The following is an 18158-nucleotide window of genomic DNA, read 5'->3' as shown; positions in this document are numbered from 1 at the left end:
CCATCTCGCCGGCGGACCGCCGTAGCGGGCCGGCGAACGGATACACTAGCAAGTCCCCACCGCCCGCGTTCGCGGATGCCGATTTATCGATTGCCATGTCCACGCAGACCGTAGAACAAGCCATGCTGATCCTGGGCGAAAACGCCCGCCGCGCGGCGCGCGAGATGATGCGCGCCAGCGGCGCCGCCAAGGTCCACGCCCTGACGGCGATGGCCGAGAGCCTCCAGGACAATCGCGACACGTTGAAAGAGGCCAACCTCCAGGACCTTGACGCGGCACGCGCGAACGGCCTCACGGCAGCCCTCCTGGACCGCCTGGCCTTGTCCGACAGGACGCTGGATCTCATGGCGGACGGGTTGCGCCAGGTCGCCGCCCTGCCCGACCCCGTCGGCAGCATCGGCCCGACGGCCGTGCGGCCCAACGGCATGCGCGTGGCTCAAATGCGAGTGCCTCTGGGCGTCATCGGCATCATCTACGAATCGCGCCCCAACGTCACGATCGACGCGGCCGCCCTGTGCCTGAAGTCCGGCAACGCCGCCATCCTGCGCGGTGGCAGCGAGGCACTGCGATCCAACCTGGCGCTGGCGGCCATCGTCCGCCAGGGCTTGGACACCGCGGGCCTGCCGGCCCATGCGGTGCAGGTGGTCGACACGGCCGACCGTGCCGCCGTCGGCAAACTCATCACGATGACCGAACACGTCGACGTCATCGTGCCGCGGGGCGGCAAGAGCCTGATCCAGCGCATCAGCGCGGAAGCCCGCGTGCCCGTGATCAAGCACCTGGACGGCAATTGCCACGTCTATATCGACGCCGCCGCCGACCCGGAGAAGGCGCATGCCATCGCGTTCAATGCCAAGACGTACCGCTACGGCGTCTGCGGATCGATGGAAACGCTGCTGGTACACGCCGCCGTCGCCCCCGCCGTCCTTCCCAGGCTGGCCGATGCACTGATCGCGCATGGCGTCGAACTGCGTGGCTGCGCGCGTACCCGCGAGTGGGTGCCGGGCGCCAAGCCCGCCACGGATGCCGATTGGGCAGAGGAATACCTGGGCCCGATCCTGGCGATCCGTATCGTGGAAAACATCGATGACGCCATCGCCCACATCGCGCGCTGGGGCTCGGGCCACACCGATGCCATCGTCACCGAGAACCTGGGCGCGGCGCAGCAGTTCCAGCGCGAGGTGGACTCCAGCTCCGTCTACGTCAATCTACCGACGGTGTTCGCCGACGGCTACGAATATGGGCTGGGCTCGGAAATCGGTATCTCGACCAACCGCCTGCATGCCCGCGGGCCGGTCGGACTGGAAGGCCTGACAACCTACAAATGGCTGCTCACGGGCGAAGGCCAGCTGCGCGGATAACGGCACGAGCCGGCGCGCGACTCCGCTACCCTACAATGCCGGTTTCGCGCGCGTCGCGCTTACTAGCCCAAGGTAACGGCCCATGCTCTGGATCAAAACCCTGCACATCGTCTTCATCGCCGCCTGGTTCGCCGGCCTGTTCTATCTGCCGCGCATCTACGTGAACCTGGCCCAGCACGATGAACCCGCGGTGCGCGCGGTGCTGGTGGGCATGGCGCGGCGGCTGTTCCGCTTCACGACCATGCTGGCCGTTATCGCCGTCATCTTCGGCCTATGGCTTTATATCGGCTACGGCATCGGCATGGGCCCCGGCAACGGCTGGATGCACGCCAAGCTTTTCTTCGTGCTGTTGATCATCGGCTACCATCACGCCTGTGGCGTCATGCTGCGTAAGTTCGAACAGGGCCGCAATACGCGGACGCATACCTTCTACCGCTGGTTCAACGAAGTACCGGTGCTGCTGTTGTTCATCGTGGTGGCGCTGGTCGTCGTCAAGCCTTTCTAGTCTTTCCGCTTATTCCATGTCCGCCGACGACTCCGAACGCCCGCGCAAAACCCTGACCCTGGCCAAGCGCCCTCGTGACACCGCGCCCGCGGCGGACCCGGGAAAACGGCAGCGCAGCGGCGCGCGCGCGCGCCTGGTTGCCCTGCAGGAAAAGCAGCGGGAAAAAGCCCGTACGGACCCAACGCCAGCGGCCCCGCCACGCCAGCGTGACGCCACGAAGGACAAGCCCGACCGGCGTACCCAGTCTGCCCATGACGCCGCATCCGCGCCGTCTCGCCGGCCGCCCCATGCAGCCGATGCCGCCCCGCGTCAGCGCCGCCCGGGCAAGCCCGCGGACGCGCCTCGTCCGCCGCGCGAGGCCCACACGGAAGACGACGGGCGCGGCGCCCGCCACCCGCGTGACGCACGGGGCACGACGTCCGCTGCCGGTACGCAAGCCACATCGCGAAACAGCCCCGAAGCGTCGCGGCATCCACGCGATGTCGACGAGCGCTTCGCCGAACGCGCGGAACAGCCGCGCATGCGCGCGCGCAAGACGGGTTTGCACAACGCCGAGCGGTACCAGGTATTCGCGCCCTGCCCACAGGGCCTGGAGGACGTGCTTACCATCGAGCTGCGCGCGCTGGGCTATGAGGACGCGCGCGTCGGCCGGGCCGGTGCCCACTTCAGCACCGACTGGCAAGGCGTCCAGCGGGCCAACCTTTATTCACGCCTGGCCACCCGCATCCTGGTGCAGGTCGCGCAGGGGCCCGTGCAGGAAGAAAACGATCTGCTGGATCTGGCTTATGCCACTCCCTGGGAGCGCTGGTTCGGCGCGGAACAGACCTTGCGCGTGGATACCTCGGCGATCAAGAGCCCCATGCGCAGCCTGCAATACTGCAACCTGCGCGTCAAGGACGGCATCTGCGATCGTCTGATGGACCGCGAAGGTGCGCGCCCCGATATCGATACGGTACGTCCCGACGCACGGGTACATGCATTCCTGACCGCCGATACCGCCACGCTGTATCTCGACACCAGCGGCGAATCGCTGTTCAAGCGGGGATGGCGCCTGGACAAGGGCGAGGCGCCGCTGCGCGAGAACCTGGCGGCGGGCATGCTGGCGCTGGCCGGCTGGGATCCCGCCGCGCCCCTGCTCGATCCATTCTGCGGCAGCGGCACCATCCTGATCGAAGCCGCCTGGATCGCGCTGGGCGTTCCGCCCGGCATCGCGCGCCCGTTTTCGTTCGAACGCCTGCGCGACCACGAGGCGCGGCGCTGGCACGACATGAAAGACGATGCGCGTGCGCACATCCAGCCCAGGCTGGAGACGCCGCTGTTCGGCTACGACATCGACCCCACCGCCATCGATCATGCGCGGCGCAACGCCGAACGCGCATGGCTGACGGAGGACGCCATCCAGTTCGAGGTCGGTGACGCCCGCACCCTGATGGCGCCGGCGGAAACCGGCTGGATCGTCACCAATCCGCCGTACGGCGAGCGCATGCAGGCGGGCCACGATGAAAGCCTGTGGCGCGACTGGTCCGCTTGCCTGAAGCGGCAATTCGCGGGATGGCAGGTGCACGCCATATCCAGCGATATGACGCTGCCGCAGCAGATGCGCTTGAAACCGTTGCGCCGCATTCCCCTGCATAACGGCTCGCTGGACTGCCGCCTGTTCGGCTTCGAACTGGTCAGCGCCAGCTACCGCGACAAGCGCGCCGAACGCCACGCGCACGACGACGCGCATGGCGATGAAGGACATGATCCTCACGACCCGGACGATAACGAAGACGCATGACCAGCCCGGCCCTCCCGGGCCGTCAAGCGGCGGAAAATGCCCGGCACGCCCTGGCGAGCCATGCTCGCGACGGGCGGCCAAGCGATCGGCCGGGGCGGACGTGCGATGGATGCGGGCCGTGCAGCCCTAGGGTGGCCCATCGTGCCGGCGCGAGCGGTCAGGCATCCGGCATGGGCGACATCACTCGTGCCACTTGCAAACGCAGTTCAGCCAGCGCGGCCTCGCGCTCCAGGTACCAGTCCTGGGCCTGCTCCAGCGTGATCAGAACGAACCGGACGGCGTCGCCGGGCAGCGCCTGTGCCAGCAGGGGCAGATCCACGCTGGCCACATAGCCTATCTTGGGATAACCGCCCGCGCTCTGCCGGTCCGCCATCAGGACGATGGGGCTGCCGTCGGGGGGCACCTGCACGGTGCCGAACGACACCGCCTCCGATACCATTTCCACGGGCCGTGTCGACGCCAGCCGGGGGCCGTTCAGGCGGTACCCCATGCGGTCGGAACGCCCGTCGATGGTGAAGCTCTGCTCGCGGAATGCCGTCCGCGCCTCTTCCGTGAAAACGTCCCATTGCGGCCCTGGCATCGCGCGTAAGGCATCCAGCGAACCGCCGGGGCCGGGTAGATCGAATCGCGCCGCGCTGACGAAGGCCGATCCGCATTGCACCAGCAAGCGCGTGGCGCCGGGATATCCGGCATCGGCGGCGCACAGCGGCAAGCGGTCATCCCTTGCCAGCGCGCGCCCCTGGAAACCGCCATAACCGCCGCGCAGGAAGGTGCTGCGGCTGTCCATCACGGCAGGGACGTCGAACCCGCCCCGCACGGCCAGATACGCGCGCGCGCCGCGCCGGCGTTCGCCGAAGGACAGCGTCGCCCCGCCCCGTACCAGCAGGGGCTGGTTCAGCGGCACGGGCATATCGTCGATGCGCGCCTGGAGGTCGGCGCCCGCCAGCGCGATCAGGCGATCGCGCTGAAAATGCAGCGTCGGGCCGGTCAACGTGCATTCCAGCGTAGCGGCGTGCTCTGGATTGCCGACCAGGATATTGGCGATCCGATGAGACCATTCGTCCATGACGCCGTTGACGGGGACGCCGTGGCGCTGGTGTCCGTAGCGGCCCAGGTCCTGCAGTTGCGAAAGCGCGCCCGGCTTGAGGACCCGTATCATCGCCGCGCCTCGTACAGCCGGTCGAACGCCGCCGGGGAGATCGGCACGAAACGCAAACGGTCGCCCAGGCGCAGGCGCACGGGCGGATCGCGCGCCAGGTCGAACAGGTTCCAAGGCGTACGTCCGATCAGGTTCCAGCCCCCTGGCATCGCCAACTGGTAGATCATGGATAGCCCATTGGCGATCGCCACGGAGCCGGCCGGTACTTCGGTGCGCGGCGTGGCGCGGCGCGGCACCGCCAGCCGTGGATCCAGGCCGCCGGCGAAGGGCGCACCCGGCGCGAAGAAGAAGGTGTAGACCACCAGGGGCGACGCGCCATGCAGCTCGATGACTTCGCTAGTCGTCAGGCCGCAGCGTTGGGCGACCTCGTCCAGGTCAGGCCCGTACGACCCGCCGTAGCACGCGGGAATCTCCACCAGCCTGGACTCCGCGTCGATATCCGGTATGCCGCGCCGCAGCCGTTCCCGCAACTGCGCCGCCAAGCAGGCGTAAGGCGCCTCGGCCCGCCCGGCATAGGCTTGCGGCAGATAGTGCAGGGCCACGGTGGTAAAGGCCGGCACGACGTCGATTACGCCTTCCGGCGGATCGGCCAGCAGATGGGCTGCCAGCGCCAGGACGGACCGATTGATACGTGCGTCGACGCGGTCACCCAGGGTGACGAGCAGGCAGCGGTCCCCCACGGGATCGATACGCCACGGGTAAGCGGGCTCGGCGGCGGGGTCATCCATGGGCGGATTGTAGGTGGGCCGCAGGGGATACGGCCCCTTTTGACGGCCGCGACGGCTACACTGCATCGCAGCGAATGCGCACTTCGTTGCTTTTTCGCGACTTGCACAATCTAGGGTTAACCCCTAAAATTCGGGTTATCCCTAGAGCGCGCGCAATAAGTTGGCCCACCGGGATGGAACGCGGCGCTTGCTTTTAGTACCCAGGATATTATCGTGAACGAACGTGAACCCCTCCGCCTGACCGACGAACTGGAACGCCAATTGATGCGTCAGGCCATTGAAGAACAATTCCGCCCGCGCCCCCTCCGTGCGCTGGGCAGACTGATCAGCAAGCTCGGCCGCGCGCTCCGTGCGCCGGCCGGCCGCCACGGCGGCGAAGCAGCCCGCGCCTGAACCAGCCACACCGCTGGCGCGCCCTGCAAGCTTTAGTTCCCCTTGGGGGCTGCATAAGCCCCTTTTAAAACCCGCCCTCGTGGCGGGCTTTTTTTTAGCTCTTCGGGCAACCTTCGGGCAGCAAGCTGGACTGCTGTCCTGGCCGGGGTGTTCTTTGCCGCCGGGCCGCCCCAAGGCAAAGAGCCCCCTCGGGGGGCAGCAAGCCGATTTATCGGCGCGGCGTGGGGGCGTTTTCCCCCGGCGGGCCGCCCCAAGGCAAAGAGCCCCCTCGGGGGGCAGCAAGCCGATTTATCGGCGCGGCGTGGGGGCGTTTTCCCCCGCCGGGCCAGTTCCAGCCGCCCGGGGCGGGCAAGCTGTCGGATAATACGCCGCTATGAACAATCCGCCCGTCCTCCCCACCCCGCCGCGCCTGCGCCGCTTCGCCTGCATGATGTACGAGGCCGTCCTGTTGTTCGGCGTGGTTTTCCTGGCGGATTATCTGTTCGACACGCTCACGCAAAGCCGCAGCGGCCTGATGCTGCGGTCGGCCCGCCAGGCATGGCTTTTCCTCGCCATCGGGTGTTATTTCGTGCTGTGCTGGCGGCGCGCCGGGCAGACGCTTCCGATGAAGACCTGGCACATCCGGCTGGTGGGCCGCGATGGCGCGCCGCCGTCGCTGGCCCGGCTGGTATGGCGCTACGGCTTCGCATGGGTGCTGCCGATGGTCGCCGCGCTGGGGGTCTGGGGCATCGAATCGCTGACGCACTGGCCCGCGACGCTGATGTTCATCGTGGCGGCGCCTTTCGCGATCTTCGTCGGTTCCTGGCTGGATCCGGAAGGCCAGTTCCTGCACGACCGCTGGGCCGGAACGCGACTGGTCTCGGTTCCGCCCGCGGCCAAGACGACGCGCAAGGGCCCCGTCGGCGCCTGAAGGGGCCTTAACGCCCTTCCCCGGCTCCAGCTGCCAAGCCGCCGTCCGCCTCTCGCCGCAGAGCCGGCCCAAGGCGCTCGCCAAAGCCTTCCGCGATGGCCGGCTCGTATCCCCCGCCGCCCCCCGCCTTGCCCGTATTGCCCCCCGCCGCCAACCTCTCCCTCCCCTGACGGCACGGCGCATGGTGCCGCCGCCTGTCATGAAAGCGCCATCCCAGTTTCACATCGGCGTCATCGCCCGGTGATTCCATGCGTACATGACAGCGCGAACCGAGGGACATGTGAACGAGATTCGCCCGACGCATTGGCGCACTGTGTGGATTTCCGACTTGCATCTCGGCACGGCGGGGTGCAAGGCCGAATTCCTCCTGGATTTCCTGGATCACAACGAAGCCGAAACGCTATACCTGGTCGGCGACATCGTGGACGGCTGGCAGCTGCGCAAGCATTGGCACTGGCCCCGCGCGCACAACGACATCGTGCAGCGCATCCTGCGCAAGGCGCGCGAAGGCACGCGGGTGGTCTTCGTCCCCGGCAATCACGACGAATTCGCCCGCGAGTTCATTGGCTATGCCTTCGGCGACATCGAAATCGTGGATGAAGACGTCCACGAGACGGCTGACGGCCGCAGACTGCTGGTGCTGCACGGCGACCAGTTCGACGGCGTCATCCAGCACAGCAAATGGCTCGCGCACCTGGGCGATTCCCTGTATCAGTTCGCGCTCTGGCTGAATCATTACTTCAACCGCATGCGGCACCGCATGGGACTGCACTACTGGTCGCTATCCCAGTACCTGAAGCACAAGGTCAAGAACGCGGTCGCCTTCATCACCAACTTCGAACATGCGCTGGCCGGCGAAGCGCGCCGCCGCGGCCTGGACGGTGTGGTGTGTGGCCACATCCACAAGCCCGAATTGCGCGACATCGACGGCGTGCTCTACTGCAACGACGGGGATTGGGTGGAAAGCCTGTCCGCCCTCACGGAGGACCACAGCGGCCACCTGCAGTTGATCGATTGGGCCGCTACCCTGGCCGAGCGCGTGGCCGGCACGCCGCCTTCGCGCTCCCCGCGCCCGATGTCGCTGCCGGCACTACCCTCGGCCCTGCGCCGGCAGGGCAAACACCCCTAAAGCATCGGCGGCCCGGCCGAAACATCCGTAATAACCCTAGACCCAGGCAAGGGCCACACGCCAATGTTGCAGATAGTGGCCCTGTACGTCATGCTTGCGTCTGGGGCAATCCGGCCCCAAAAGCACTGCCGACGAGTTCCATCGTTGTAACCGCTCATAACAGGGCCATGAACGATCAATACCAGGCGCTTTACGACTCATTCCGCTGGCTAGTACCGACCCAGTTCAACATCGCCGAGGTGTGCTGCCACCGTTGGGCCGAGAGTGGTCTCGACGCTCGCCGCATTGCTATTTATTACGAAGACGAAGCCGGCAATAGAGAGGTCTGGACCTACGGGCGCCTGGCTCAAGCGGCGAACCAGCTGGCCAATGGCTTGGTGCGGATGGGCGTGGGCAAGGGTGACCGCGTAGGTGTTGTTTTAGGACAACGCCCCGAGACCGCCGTCGTGCACATGGCGACCTATAGCGTGGGTGCCGTCATCGTGCCGCTGTCCGGCTTGTTCGGCCCGGAGGCCCTGGAATCGCGCCTGCGCGACGCCGAAGCGCGCGTCGCCGTGGTGGATGCCGCCTCCAGCGCCAATCTGCTGTCCGTGGCGGAACAATGTCCGTCGCTGCAGCAGATCATCGGTATCGGCTTTGCCGACGAACGCGTACTGCCCTGGCGCAGCCTGCTGGCGCGGCAGCCGGCGGAGTTCAAGCGGATCAATACGCTGGCGACCGACCCCGCCATCCTGCTTTACACCTCCGGCACCACTGGCGCGCCCAAGGGGGCACTGCTGCCCCATTCCGCCTTGATCGGCAATCTGCCGGGCTTCGTGGCGTCCCAGGACTGGTTTCCCAGGCAGGGCGACGTGTTCTGGTCGCCCGCGGACTGGGCCTGGACCGGCGGCATGATGGATGCCCTGCTGCCCACGCTGTATTTCGGCCACCCCATCGTCGGCACGCGCGGGCGTTTTTCCCCGGAACGCGCGTTCGAGCTGCTGGAACGCTACCAGGTCACCAATACGTTCCTGTTCCCCACCGCCTTGAAGGCGATGATGAAAGCCGTACCCGCGCCGCGCGAACGCTACAAGCTGGCCCTGCGCGCCATCATGAGCGCCGGCGAAAGCGTAGGCGAAACGGTATTCGGCTGGTGCCAGTCCGCGCTCGGCATCACGCCGAACGAAATGTTCGGCCAGACCGAAATGAACTACCTGGTCGGCAACAGCCAGGCCCGCTGGCCCGCCAAGTCAGGCAGCATGGGACGGCCCTATCCCGGCCACCGCGTCGCCGTCATCGACGAACAGGGCCAGCCGGTCAAGCCGGGCGAAGTCGGCGAAGTCGCGCTGAACCGCTACGACATCCACGGCCAGCCGGACCCCATCCTGTTCCTGCAGTACTGGCGCAATCCGGTCGCCACGGCCGCCAAGTTCACCGGCGACTGGTGCCGTAGCGGAGACCTGGCCCGCATCGATGAAGACGGCTACCTCTGGTACGCCGGCCGCAGCGACGATGTGTTCAAGTCGGCGGGCTACCGTATCGGCCCGGGGGAAATCGAAAGCTGCCTGCTGGGCCACCCCGCGGTTGCCAACGCGGCCGTGGTGCCCAAGCCGGACACCGAGCGCGGTGCCCTGGTCAAGGCCTATGTCGTACTGACGCCGGAATTCGCGGAACAGCCGCGCGAAGGCATCGTGCAGGCCCTGCAGGATCACGTGCGCGAGCGCCTGGCGCCATATGAATACCCGAAGGAAATCGAGTTCGTCGACGAGTTGCCCATGACGACCACCGGCAAGGTCCAGCGGCGGGTACTGCGGCAGCGGGAAGAGGAAAAAGCGGAGAAGGCGCGCGGCGACCAGCCCGCCTGACGCAACGGAGAACATTGCCATGGCCATCTACGAACTCGACGGCGTCGCGCCCCGCATCGACGGCAGCGCCTATATCGCGGACAGCGCCGACATCATCGGCGACGTCACGCTGGAAGCATACGTCAGCATCTGGCCGCAGGTGACGATACGCGGCGACAACGCCCCCATCGTCATCCAGCGGGGCAGCAATATCCAGGAATCGTCGGTGCTGCACGTGGACAAGGGCCATGGGCTGGTGGTCGAGGCAGGCGTGACGGTGGGCCATCAGGCCATGCTGCACGGCTGCACGATACGCGAAGGCGCGCTGGTGGGTATTCAGGCCATCGTGCTGAACGACGCCGTGGTCGGCCGCAATTGCCTGATCGGCGCCGGCGCCATTATTCCGGAAGGCCGCGTCATCCCGGACCACAGCCTGGTCATCGGCATCGGCAAGGTGGTGCGCGAACTGACACCGGAAGAGATCGAGCGCATGCACCAGAACACGCTGGGCTACGTCGATCGCGGGCAGCAATACAAGCGCGTGTTGAAGCGGATAGGCTGACGCCGGCCGCCCTCCTCAGCCATAAGCAGCCGGGCGGCCCGGCGCGGCGCGAAGGCGGTATCGGCTAACATTCGCGGATGACTGATCTTCTGAAGAAATACCTGTTCGAGGATCGTACCGTGAGGGTGCAGGCGGTACGGTTGCATGACACCTGGCGTGCCGCCCAGGTCAATCACGATTACCCCATTGCCATCAAGCGGCTGCTGGGCGAGCTCATCGCCGCATCCACGCTGCTGGCGGCCAATCTGAAGTTCGAGGGCTCCCTGGTCATGCAGGTCCAGGGCGACGGCCCCATCGCGCTGCTGGTGGTGGAATGCCGCGCAGACCTCAGCCTGCGGGCCACGGTCAAGCTGCGGCAGGACCACGCGGTGCCCGATACCGGCACCATGCAAAGCCTGATGAATCCGGGCGGCAACGGCCGTTTCATCGTCGTCCTGGATCCGCAGCGCAAAGCGCCCGGGCAACAGGCCTATCAGGGCATCGTGCCGATCGTCGGGGAGACCATCGCGGACGCGCTCAGCCACTATATGCAGCAGTCGGAGCAGCTGGACACCCGCCTGTGGCTGGCCGCCGACGAAAACCATGCGGCGGGCATGCTGCTGCAGCGCATGCCCGGCCAGGGCGGCACCGTGCAGGCGCCGGAAGCCGCGCAGGAGACCTGGAACCGTGCCATCCATCTGGCGGAAACGCTGAAGTCCGACGAGCTGCTGGCCACGGACATCGATACCCTGATCCATCGCCTGTACTGGGAAGAAACCCTGCTGACCTTCGAGCCCGCCGGGGTGCGCTGGCACTGCCCGTGCAACCGCGGCAAGGTCGCCGAGATGCTGCGCATGCTGGGCCGCGGGGAAATCGAGGACATCCTGGCCGAACGCGGCAAGGTGGAAGTGGCCTGCGACTTCTGCGGCAAGCCTTATGTCTTCGACGCGGTCGATTGCGCCGGCCTGTTCACGGATTCACAGGCGCTGCCGGAACAGGATCCGCCGACGGTGCATTGAGCGCTCGCGCCCCGGGCCGGGATCGGTACGGGGCTGCACCGTCCTTCCGGGGGTGTCCGCTGGGGCGCCTTCCACAGGTTCCGCGTTGCCCGCGGCATCCCGCGATCTCTTCGTCACACGTAGATATCGCAATCGACACGCGCGGTGCGGCGCCGCAGACTGGCGGGCATGCCCTTTCCGATTCCCCGGCCCCCGAGCCGCCAGCGGGGCGGCGGCACGGCCGCTTTTGCCATTGCCGCGGTGCCGCTGCTGTTCTGCGCGCTGCTTGCCATCGAAGGCGCCCGCTGGCACATCACCCGGCAGGCGCTACATCTGGCCCTGCTGGAAGCCGCCCGCGCCGGCGCCACCGCGCATGGACGGCCGGCCGCCATTGAACAGGCCTTCGAGACCGCACTATTGCCGCTGTTCCACCCGCCCGGCCCGCACAAGAGCCCGCGCGCAAGGATGCGGGCAAGCTTCCTGGCCGTGACGCAGCAAACGGGCGCGCCGCCGTGGCGCATCGACGTGCTTTCCCCGACGGCGGGCGCGTACGCGGATTTTGGCGATACGACCCTGCGCGTGGCCGGCGCGCGCGGCCTGCCCGCCATCAGCAACGATTACCAGGCGGAACAGCATCTGCGCCGCCGCCGCATGGGATGGCCCGGCGGACGCGGGCCGCGATCGGGACAGACCATCTTCGAGGCCAATACGCTGCGGCTGCGCCTGGCCTACGCACATCCGCCCATGGTGCCGGGGGTGCGGACGCTGCTGCGGCGGTTGGCGTCGGTCGCCGGTGGACGCGATCCCGCCGCCCGCGCCGGCATGCTGCGGATCGCGATGGAGCTCGACTTGCCGATGCAATCGCATCCGGTGCAGTGGTCGGCGGCCGCCGATGGCCGCTTATCCCGGCACCGAACACGGGGCATCGACTCCGGGAAGGTCGACGGGAGGTCAGGGGCGCACCCTGCGCGCGACAGGAGTACGCCCGCGATGGCCATGGGCGCTGGCGCGGCGGCGCGACTCGGGTTGATGGGCGATGCGAGGACGGGCGTGGAAAGCGGAGTCGTAACGGGCGATGCGGCAGAAGGCGGCGCCAGCTCGGCTACAGAGGAGGCGCTCTGCGGCGTTCTCTTGTGCTGTGTGACGGCGCCTTCGTCGTGACGCGGGTATGCCGCCGTCCCACACGCCGATGCCGCGCCATGCCGGACCCGTCAATGCCGCGCCAAGCGCTCATACCCTGCCGGGCGGCACTGCTCCTTGCGGAAGCGGCCTTACGCCTCAGCGGCGCGCCGGCTGCTGGGCGGGCGCGGGACGGTTGCCCGCCGCGGACGCGGGGGTCGCACGGTTGGACGCCGGCGGGGACGCAGGGCGGTTCGCCGCGGCGGTCGGTGCCGTGACGGGCGTGCTGGTGCCCCCCGGAACGATCTGTACGAAGACCTCGCCGTCCTTCATCATGCCCAGTTCGCTGCGAGCGCGCTCTTCCAGGGCTCCGGTGCCCGTCTGCAGGTCGTGCACTTCGGCGTCCAGCGCCGCGTTGCGCGCGCGCATGCCGTCGTTGACCGCGCGCTGCGCCGCCATCTGTTTCTGCAGGTCCCACACCTTGAACCACCCGCCCTTGCCCAGCCACAGCGGGTATTGGATGAGGCAGACCAGGGCCAGCAGAACCAGGAACAACAGGCGCATGCAGGGATATCCGATGGAGGTTGAGCGGCGGCGCGCGATCGCCGGCGCGCCGCCAGGCGCGCCGGAACGCTAGCGCAGGTTGTAGAAGGCTTCCAGGCCGGGATAGGAGGCCACTTCAGCCAGTTCCTCTTCGATGCGAAGCAACTGGTTGTACTTGGCCATGCGGTCCGAGCGCGAAAGCGAGCCGGTCTTGATCTGCATCGCGTTGGTGGCCACCGCGATGTCGGCAATGGTGGAGTCTTCCGTTTCACCCGAGCGGTGCGATACCACGGCCGTGTAGCCGGCGCGCTTGGCCATCTCGATGGCGGCGAAGGTTTCGGTCAACGTGCCGATCTGGTTGATCTTGATCAGGATGGAATTGGCCACGCCCTTGGCGATGCCTTCCTTCAGGATGCGCGTGTTGGTGACGAACAGGTCATCGCCCACCAGCTGCACCTTTTTGCCCAACTGATCCGTCAGCAGCTTCCAGCCTTCCCAATCGTTTTCGGCCATGCCGTCCTCGATGGAAATGATGGGGTACTTGTCGCACCAGGTGGCCAGCAGATTCGCGAATTCCTGCGAGCTGAGCGAAATGCCGCCCTCGCCTTCCAGCACGTACTTGCCGTTCTTGAAGAATTCCGAGCTGGCGCAATCCAGGCCGAGGGCGATCTGCGTACCGGGCTCGTAGCCCGCTTCGCCGATGGCTTTCAGGATCAACTGGATGGCTGCCTCGTGGTTCGCCACGTTCGGCGCGAAACCGCCTTCGTCGCCCACGGCGGTGGACATACCCTGGGCATTGATCAGTTTCTTCAGCGCATGGAAGACTTCGGCACCCCAGCGCAGGGCTTCGCGAAAGCTTGCCGCGCCCACCGGCAGGATCATGAATTCCTGCAGATCCAGCGTGTTGTTGGCGTGGGCGCCGCCGTTGATGACGTTCATCATCGGCACCGGCATGCTCATGGGGCCGCTGCCGCCGAAATAGCGGTACAGCGACAGGCCGGACTCGTCGGCGGCGGCGCGCGCGACGGCCATGCTGGCGGCCAGCAGGGCATTGGCGCCCAGGCGTTCCTTGGACTCCGTGCCGTCCAGTTCGATCAGCGTGCGGTCGACGAAGGTCTGTTCCTGCGCATCCAGGCCCATCAGGGCTTCCGAAATCTCGGTGTTCAGGTTCTCCACCGCGCGCAGCACGCCCTTGCCCAGGTAGCGGTTCTTGTCGCCGTCGCGCAATTCGATGGCTTCACGGGTGCCGGTCGACGCGCCCGACGGCACGGCGGCGCGGCCCATGGCGCCCGATTCCAGCAGTACATCGCATTCCACGGTCGGATTGCCGCGCGAATCGAGGATCTCGCGGCCGATGATGTCGACGATTGCACTCATGATGGTTCTTCCCTAAGTCGATAAGATCAAGAAACTTCTACGCGACGGCGCCGGCCCACGGCGCCCCGGGCATGAAGCGGGCGTGGCGCTTCAAGCAGCATCCTTGGCGCGGCGGTCCTGCCGGTCGATGGCGGCCTGGATATAGCTGGAGAACAGGGGATGCCCGTCGCGCGGCGTCGATGTGAATTCAGGGTGGAACTGCACGCCCACGAACCACGGATGCGCCGGCAGCTCCATCATTTCAGGCAGGTTTTCGGTGGGCGTACGCGCGCTGATCACCATGCCGGCCTCTTCCAGGCGCGGCACGTAGACGTTGTTCACCTCATAGCGGTGGCGATGGCGCTCGTTGACCTCCGGCCCGTAGATCTGCGCGGCGCGGGTACCGGGCTTGACCGGGCAGCGCTGCGCGCCCTTGCGCATGGTGCCGCCCAGGTCCGAATTGACGTCGCGTTTTTCGACACGGCCTTCGCGGTCCATCCATTCGGTGATCAGGGCCACGACCGGATGGGGCGCCGCCGGATCGAATTCGGTGCTGTTGGCGCCGCCCAGGCCCGCGACATGGCGGGAAAATTCAATGACGGCCAGCTGCATGCCCAGGCAGATGCCCAGGTAGGGCACGCCGTTTTCGCGCGCATAGCGTATGGCCGCGATCTTGCCCTCGGTGCCGCGCTTGCCGAAGCCGCCCGGCACCAGGATGGCGTCCAGGTGCTTGAGGCTGTCCGTGCCGTGCGCTTCCAGGTCTTCCGAGTCGATGTATTCGATCTTGACGCGCGAGCGCGTGTGGATGCCGGCGTGCACCAGCGCTTCGGTCAGCGATTTATAGGATTCGGTCAGGTCGACGTACTTGCCGACCATGCCGATGGTCACTTCCCGCACCGGGTGTTCCAGGGCTTCGACAAGGTCGTCCCACATGGAGAGGTCGGCGGGCGGCGGCGTCAGGCCCAGGGCGTCGCACACCAGGTTGTCCAGGCCCTGCTTGTGCAGCATGGCCGGGATCTTGTAGATCGAATCCGCGTCCCAGACCGAGATCACGGCGTCCAGCGGCACGTTGGAAAACAGTGAAATCTTGGCGCGTTCGTCTTCGGGGACCGGGCGGTCCGCACGGCACAGCAGCGCGTGCGGATAGATACCGATTTCACGCAGTTTCTGCACGGAGTGCTGGGTGGGCTTGGTTTTCAGTTCCCCAGCCGAGGCAATGAAAGGCACCAGCGTCAGATGGATGAAGGCGGCATTGTTGCGCCCCATGCGCAGGCTCATCTGCCGGGCGGCTTCCAGGAAGGGCAGCGATTCGATATCACCGACGGTACCGCCGATTTCGACGATGGCCACATCGGTGTTCCCGTCCCAGCACGCCTCCGCGCCACGCGCGATGAAGTCCTGGATTTCATTGGTGATGTGCGGAATGACCTGGACCGTCTTGCCCAGATAGTCGCCCCGGCGTTCCTTGCGCAGTACCGATTCGTAGATCTGCCCGGTGGTGAAGTTGTTCACCTTGCGCATGCGCGTGGAAATGAAACGCTCGTAGTGGCCCAGGTCCAGGTCGGTTTCGGCGCCGTCTTCCGTGACGAACACTTCGCCATGCTGGAAGGGGCTCATCGTGCCGGGGTCGACGTTGATGTAGGGATCGAGCTTGAGCAGGGTGACTTGCAGACCGCGCGATTCAAGGATCGCGCCAAGGGACGCGGCGGCAATGCCTTTCCCCAGGGAAGACACCACGCCGCCGGTGACAAATACGTATTTGGTCATCGTGAATAGCGCCCGGGGCGGCCGGGCGCGTGCGGGAAATTTGGATTATAGCCGGCAGCCCGCCGAATCCTTCTATTTCCCCTGGCGTCGCGAAGTAACAACGCCGGCGCGCCGGCTTAGCCCGGGTGGGCGCCGGGGCGCAGCGGCCGGGTCCGCGCCAGCAGCCAGTCGCGGGCGGCGCCGTCCACGTGGGGCAGCAACCGTTCCCGTACCTGCGCGTGATAGCCGTCCAGCCAGGCGAGCTCGTCCGGCCGCATCAGATCGGCCTGGATGCAAGCCGTATCGATAGGACACAGCGTCAAGGTTTCGAAGGCCAGGAATTCACCCAATTCGGTGGTCTGGGCGGGCCGGTTGCACACCAGGTTTTCGATCCGCACGCCCCAGCGTCCGGGGCGATAGATGCCCGGCTCGTTGGAGGTGATCATGCCCGGCTCCATGGCGGTATGCGGCGACACCGGCGCGCGATGCGAAATCACTTGCGGCCCTTCGTGGACATTCATGAAATAGCCCACGCCGTGGCCGGTGCCGTGGCCGTATTCCGCCCCGCCCTCCCAGATGGGGGCGCGGGCGATGGCGTCCAGCATGGGCGAGAGGACGCCGCGCGGGAAGCGGGCGCGCGACAGCGCGATCATGCCCTTGAGGACCAGCGTGAAATCGCGCTTCTGTTCCGCCGAGGGCGTACCGACCGCCATCACCCGGGTGATATCGGTCGTCCCGCCCTCGTACTGGCCGCCGGAATCGATCAGGAGCAGGCCGTCGCCCTCGATGACCGCATGCGATTCGGGGGTGGCGCGGTAATGCGGCATGGCGCCGTTGGCGTTGTACGCCGCGATGGTGCCGAAGCTGAGCGACACGAAGCCCGGCCGGCGGGCGCGGGCCGCGGACAGTTTTTCGTCTATGGTCAGCTCGGTGATGCGTTCGCGGCCGACCGCCGCCTGGAACCAGGCGAAGAATTCGCACAGGGCAGCGCCGTCCTGCTCCATGACGGCGCGGACGTGGACCAGTTCCTCGTCGGTCTTGCGGGACTTGGCCAGGGTGCTGGGATTGATCGCTTCCACCCTGCGCGCCCGCGCCGGCAGGGCCGCCAGCACGCCGACCGTCGTACGGGCCGGGTCGACCAGGACGGCGGCGTCGGCGGGCAGCGCCGCCAGCGCGGCGGCGTAGGCCTCATAGGGGCGCACCGCCACGCCGTCCGCGGCCAGGCGGCCGGCCAGGGCCGCATCGATCTTGCCGGGGGCCGTGAACAGCTCTGCCCGATCCGGCAGCACCAGGGCATGCGCCACGAAGACCGGGTTGTAGTCGACGTCGGCGCCCCGCAGGTTGAAGAGCCAGGCCACGTCGTCCAGGGAACTGATCGCGTGCGCGGTCGCTCCCTTGGCCTTCATGGCGGCGCGTACACGCGCGAGTTTGTCGGCGCGCGCCACGCAGGCGTACGGCGGCAGGTGTTCCCGCACCGGCGCCGTCGGCAGCCCCGGGCGGTCCGGCCAGATTTCCGCCAGCAGGTCATGCCCGATGTCCAGGCTGCCACCCGCGGCCGACACTGCCTCGGACAAGGCCCGATGGGCCGCCAGGGACAGGACCTGGCCATCGGCCCCGACGATGGCGCCGGCGGCCCCGCGTCCGGCGGACGGGTCCGCCTGCCCAGCCTCGGCGGGCGCGGGCGACGGCGCGAGGGATGCCGCGGAAGCACCTGGTGCCGCCACAAGGGCGCCGCAGTGATCGCGCAGCCACTCGGGATGCGCGGGCACGCCGGGATCCCCCAGCTTCATCAGCGTGACGCAGGTGCCCGCGAGCTGCGCTTCGGCCTGGACCCAATAGCGGCTGTCCACCCACAGGCCCGCGAAATCCGCCGTGACGACCAGGGTGCCTACCGACCCGGTGAAGCCGGACAGCCATTGCCGCCCCTGCCAGCGCGCCGGCAGGTATTCGGACAAATGCGGGTCGGCGGAGGGGACGACGTAGGCGGACAAGCCGCGGGCGGCCATGGCCTGGCGCAGCGCGGCGATACGGGCGTCGGTATGCGACATCGGAATCCTTGGGCGCGTT

General features: G+C 67.2%; 16 protein-coding genes. 10 read left to right on the top strand and 6 right to left on the bottom strand.

Annotated features, from left to right (window positions below):
• Positions 1-95 precede the first annotated feature (95 nt).
• The 3 genes from AKI39_RS08065 (at position 96) to AKI39_RS25110 (ending at position 3646) form a co-directional block, all read left to right on the top strand.
• A complete protein-coding gene (locus AKI39_RS08065) occupies positions 96-1361 on the top strand; it encodes a glutamate-5-semialdehyde dehydrogenase (protein WP_066634327.1) in 1266 nt (421 codons plus the stop codon).
• 82 nt (positions 1362-1443) lie between these two features.
• Positions 1444-1866, top strand: a complete 423-nt coding sequence (locus AKI39_RS08060; RefSeq protein WP_066634325.1) for a CopD family protein — start codon at positions 1444-1446, stop codon at positions 1864-1866.
• Positions 1867-1882: 16 nt separating this feature from the next.
• Positions 1883-3646 (top strand): THUMP domain-containing class I SAM-dependent RNA methyltransferase, encoded by a 1764-nt coding sequence (locus AKI39_RS25110; RefSeq protein WP_083228695.1) that lies wholly within the window; start codon positions 1883-1885, stop codon positions 3644-3646.
• 157 nt (positions 3647-3803) lie between these two features.
• Here AKI39_RS25110 and AKI39_RS08050 read toward each other — a convergent pair whose 3' ends face one another.
• Positions 3804-4805 carry a biotin-dependent carboxyltransferase family protein gene (locus AKI39_RS08050; protein ID WP_066634323.1) on the bottom strand — a complete coding sequence of 334 codons (1002 nt, stop codon included), beginning with the start codon at positions 4803-4805 and terminating at the stop codon, positions 3804-3806.
• Positions 4802-5533: a 5-oxoprolinase subunit PxpB gene (pxpB, locus tag AKI39_RS08045; protein WP_066642478.1), complete on the bottom strand. Its 732-nt coding sequence runs from the start codon at positions 5531-5533 to the stop codon at positions 4802-4804. The genes AKI39_RS08050 and pxpB overlap by 4 nt, the downstream gene beginning before the upstream one ends.
• Positions 5534-5746: 213 nt before the next feature.
• On the opposite strand from pxpB, the gene AKI39_RS08040 reads away from it, so the two are divergent.
• The 7 genes from AKI39_RS08040 to AKI39_RS08010 all read left to right on the top strand — a co-directional run bounded on the left by AKI39_RS08040 (position 5747) and on the right by AKI39_RS08010 (position 12488).
• Positions 5747-5926 carry a hypothetical protein gene (locus tag AKI39_RS08040; protein ID WP_083228694.1) on the top strand — a complete coding sequence of 60 codons (180 nt, stop codon included), beginning with the start codon at positions 5747-5749 and terminating at the stop codon, positions 5924-5926.
• A gap of 373 nt (positions 5927-6299) precedes the next feature.
• Complete coding sequence (locus AKI39_RS08035; protein ID WP_066634321.1) at positions 6300-6836, top strand: RDD family protein; 537 nt, start codon at positions 6300-6302, stop codon at positions 6834-6836.
• Positions 6837-7092: 256 nt separating this feature from the next.
• Positions 7093-7965: a UDP-2,3-diacylglucosamine diphosphatase gene (locus tag AKI39_RS08030; protein ID WP_145925220.1), complete on the top strand. Its 873-nt coding sequence runs from the start codon at positions 7093-7095 to the stop codon at positions 7963-7965.
• 167 nt (positions 7966-8132) lie between these two features.
• Positions 8133-9809, top strand: a complete 1677-nt coding sequence (locus AKI39_RS08025) for an acyl-CoA synthetase (RefSeq protein WP_066634315.1) — start codon at positions 8133-8135, stop codon at positions 9807-9809.
• 19 nt (positions 9810-9828) lie between these two features.
• Positions 9829-10350 carry a gamma carbonic anhydrase family protein gene (locus AKI39_RS08020; protein ID WP_066634313.1) on the top strand — a complete coding sequence of 174 codons (522 nt, stop codon included), beginning with the start codon at positions 9829-9831 and terminating at the stop codon, positions 10348-10350.
• A gap of 77 nt (positions 10351-10427) precedes the next feature.
• Positions 10428-11348 (top strand): Hsp33 family molecular chaperone HslO, encoded by a 921-nt coding sequence (gene hslO, locus AKI39_RS08015; RefSeq protein WP_066634311.1) that lies wholly within the window; start codon positions 10428-10430, stop codon positions 11346-11348.
• 168 nt (positions 11349-11516) lie between these two features.
• On the top strand, positions 11517-12488 hold the full coding sequence (locus AKI39_RS08010) for a hypothetical protein (protein WP_066634309.1): 972 nt from the start codon (positions 11517-11519) through the stop codon (positions 12486-12488).
• Between the two features lie 117 nt (positions 12489-12605).
• Here the strand turns inward: AKI39_RS08010 and ftsB are convergent, their stop codons facing one another.
• From ftsB to AKI39_RS07990, 4 genes are all read right to left on the bottom strand, one after another.
• On the bottom strand, positions 12606-13010 hold the full coding sequence (gene ftsB / locus AKI39_RS08005; protein ID WP_066634307.1) for a cell division protein FtsB: 405 nt from the start codon (positions 13008-13010) through the stop codon (positions 12606-12608).
• 69 nt (positions 13011-13079) lie between these two features.
• On the bottom strand, positions 13080-14366 hold the full coding sequence (gene eno, locus AKI39_RS08000; RefSeq protein ID WP_066634302.1) for a phosphopyruvate hydratase: 1287 nt from the start codon (positions 14364-14366) through the stop codon (positions 13080-13082).
• Between the two features lie 90 nt (positions 14367-14456).
• Positions 14457-16112 (bottom strand): CTP synthase, encoded by a 1656-nt coding sequence (locus AKI39_RS07995; RefSeq protein WP_066634300.1) that lies wholly within the window; start codon positions 16110-16112, stop codon positions 14457-14459.
• Between the two features lie 116 nt (positions 16113-16228).
• On the bottom strand, positions 16229-18139 hold the full coding sequence (locus AKI39_RS07990) for an aminopeptidase P family protein (RefSeq protein WP_066634298.1): 1911 nt from the start codon (positions 18137-18139) through the stop codon (positions 16229-16231).
• Between the last annotated feature and the right edge of the window lie 19 nt (positions 18140-18158).

It is taken from the genome of Bordetella sp. H567, from assembly GCF_001704295.1.
Taxonomy (GTDB): Bacteria; Pseudomonadota; Gammaproteobacteria; order Burkholderiales; family Burkholderiaceae_B; genus Bordetella_C.
This window is presented reverse-complemented; position numbering and strand designations above follow the sequence as displayed.

Bases quoted from the DNA above. Each gene is read 5' to 3' on its own strand.
- AKI39_RS07990 (WP_066634298.1), bottom strand. From the start codon at position 18,139: ATGTCGCATACCGACGCCCGTATCGCCGCGCTGCGCCAGGCCATGGCC.
- pxpB (WP_066642478.1), bottom strand. From the start codon at position 5,533: ATGGATGACCCCGCCGCCGAGCCCGCTTACCCGTGGCGTATCGATCCC.
- AKI39_RS08025 (WP_066634315.1), top strand. From the start codon at position 8,133: ATGAACGATCAATACCAGGCGCTTTACGACTCATTCCGCTGGCTAGTA.
- AKI39_RS08065 (WP_066634327.1), top strand. From the start codon at position 96: ATGTCCACGCAGACCGTAGAACAAGCCATGCTGATCCTGGGCGAAAAC.
- AKI39_RS08010 (WP_066634309.1), top strand. From the start codon at position 11,517: ATGCCCTTTCCGATTCCCCGGCCCCCGAGCCGCCAGCGGGGCGGCGGC.
- eno (WP_066634302.1), bottom strand. From the start codon at position 14,366: ATGAGTGCAATCGTCGACATCATCGGCCGCGAGATCCTCGATTCGCGC.
- AKI39_RS07995 (WP_066634300.1), bottom strand. From the start codon at position 16,112: ATGACCAAATACGTATTTGTCACCGGCGGCGTGGTGTCTTCCCTGGGG.
- AKI39_RS08060 (WP_066634325.1), top strand. From the start codon at position 1,444: ATGCTCTGGATCAAAACCCTGCACATCGTCTTCATCGCCGCCTGGTTC.
- AKI39_RS25110 (WP_083228695.1), top strand. From the start codon at position 1,883: ATGTCCGCCGACGACTCCGAACGCCCGCGCAAAACCCTGACCCTGGCC.
- AKI39_RS08050 (WP_066634323.1), bottom strand. From the start codon at position 4,805: ATGATACGGGTCCTCAAGCCGGGCGCGCTTTCGCAACTGCAGGACCTG.
- AKI39_RS08020 (WP_066634313.1), top strand. From the start codon at position 9,829: ATGGCCATCTACGAACTCGACGGCGTCGCGCCCCGCATCGACGGCAGC.
- AKI39_RS08035 (WP_066634321.1), top strand. From the start codon at position 6,300: ATGAACAATCCGCCCGTCCTCCCCACCCCGCCGCGCCTGCGCCGCTTC.
- AKI39_RS08030 (WP_145925220.1), top strand. From the start codon at position 7,093: ATGACAGCGCGAACCGAGGGACATGTGAACGAGATTCGCCCGACGCAT.
- ftsB (WP_066634307.1), bottom strand. From the start codon at position 13,010: ATGCGCCTGTTGTTCCTGGTTCTGCTGGCCCTGGTCTGCCTCATCCAA.
- hslO (WP_066634311.1), top strand. From the start codon at position 10,428: ATGACTGATCTTCTGAAGAAATACCTGTTCGAGGATCGTACCGTGAGG.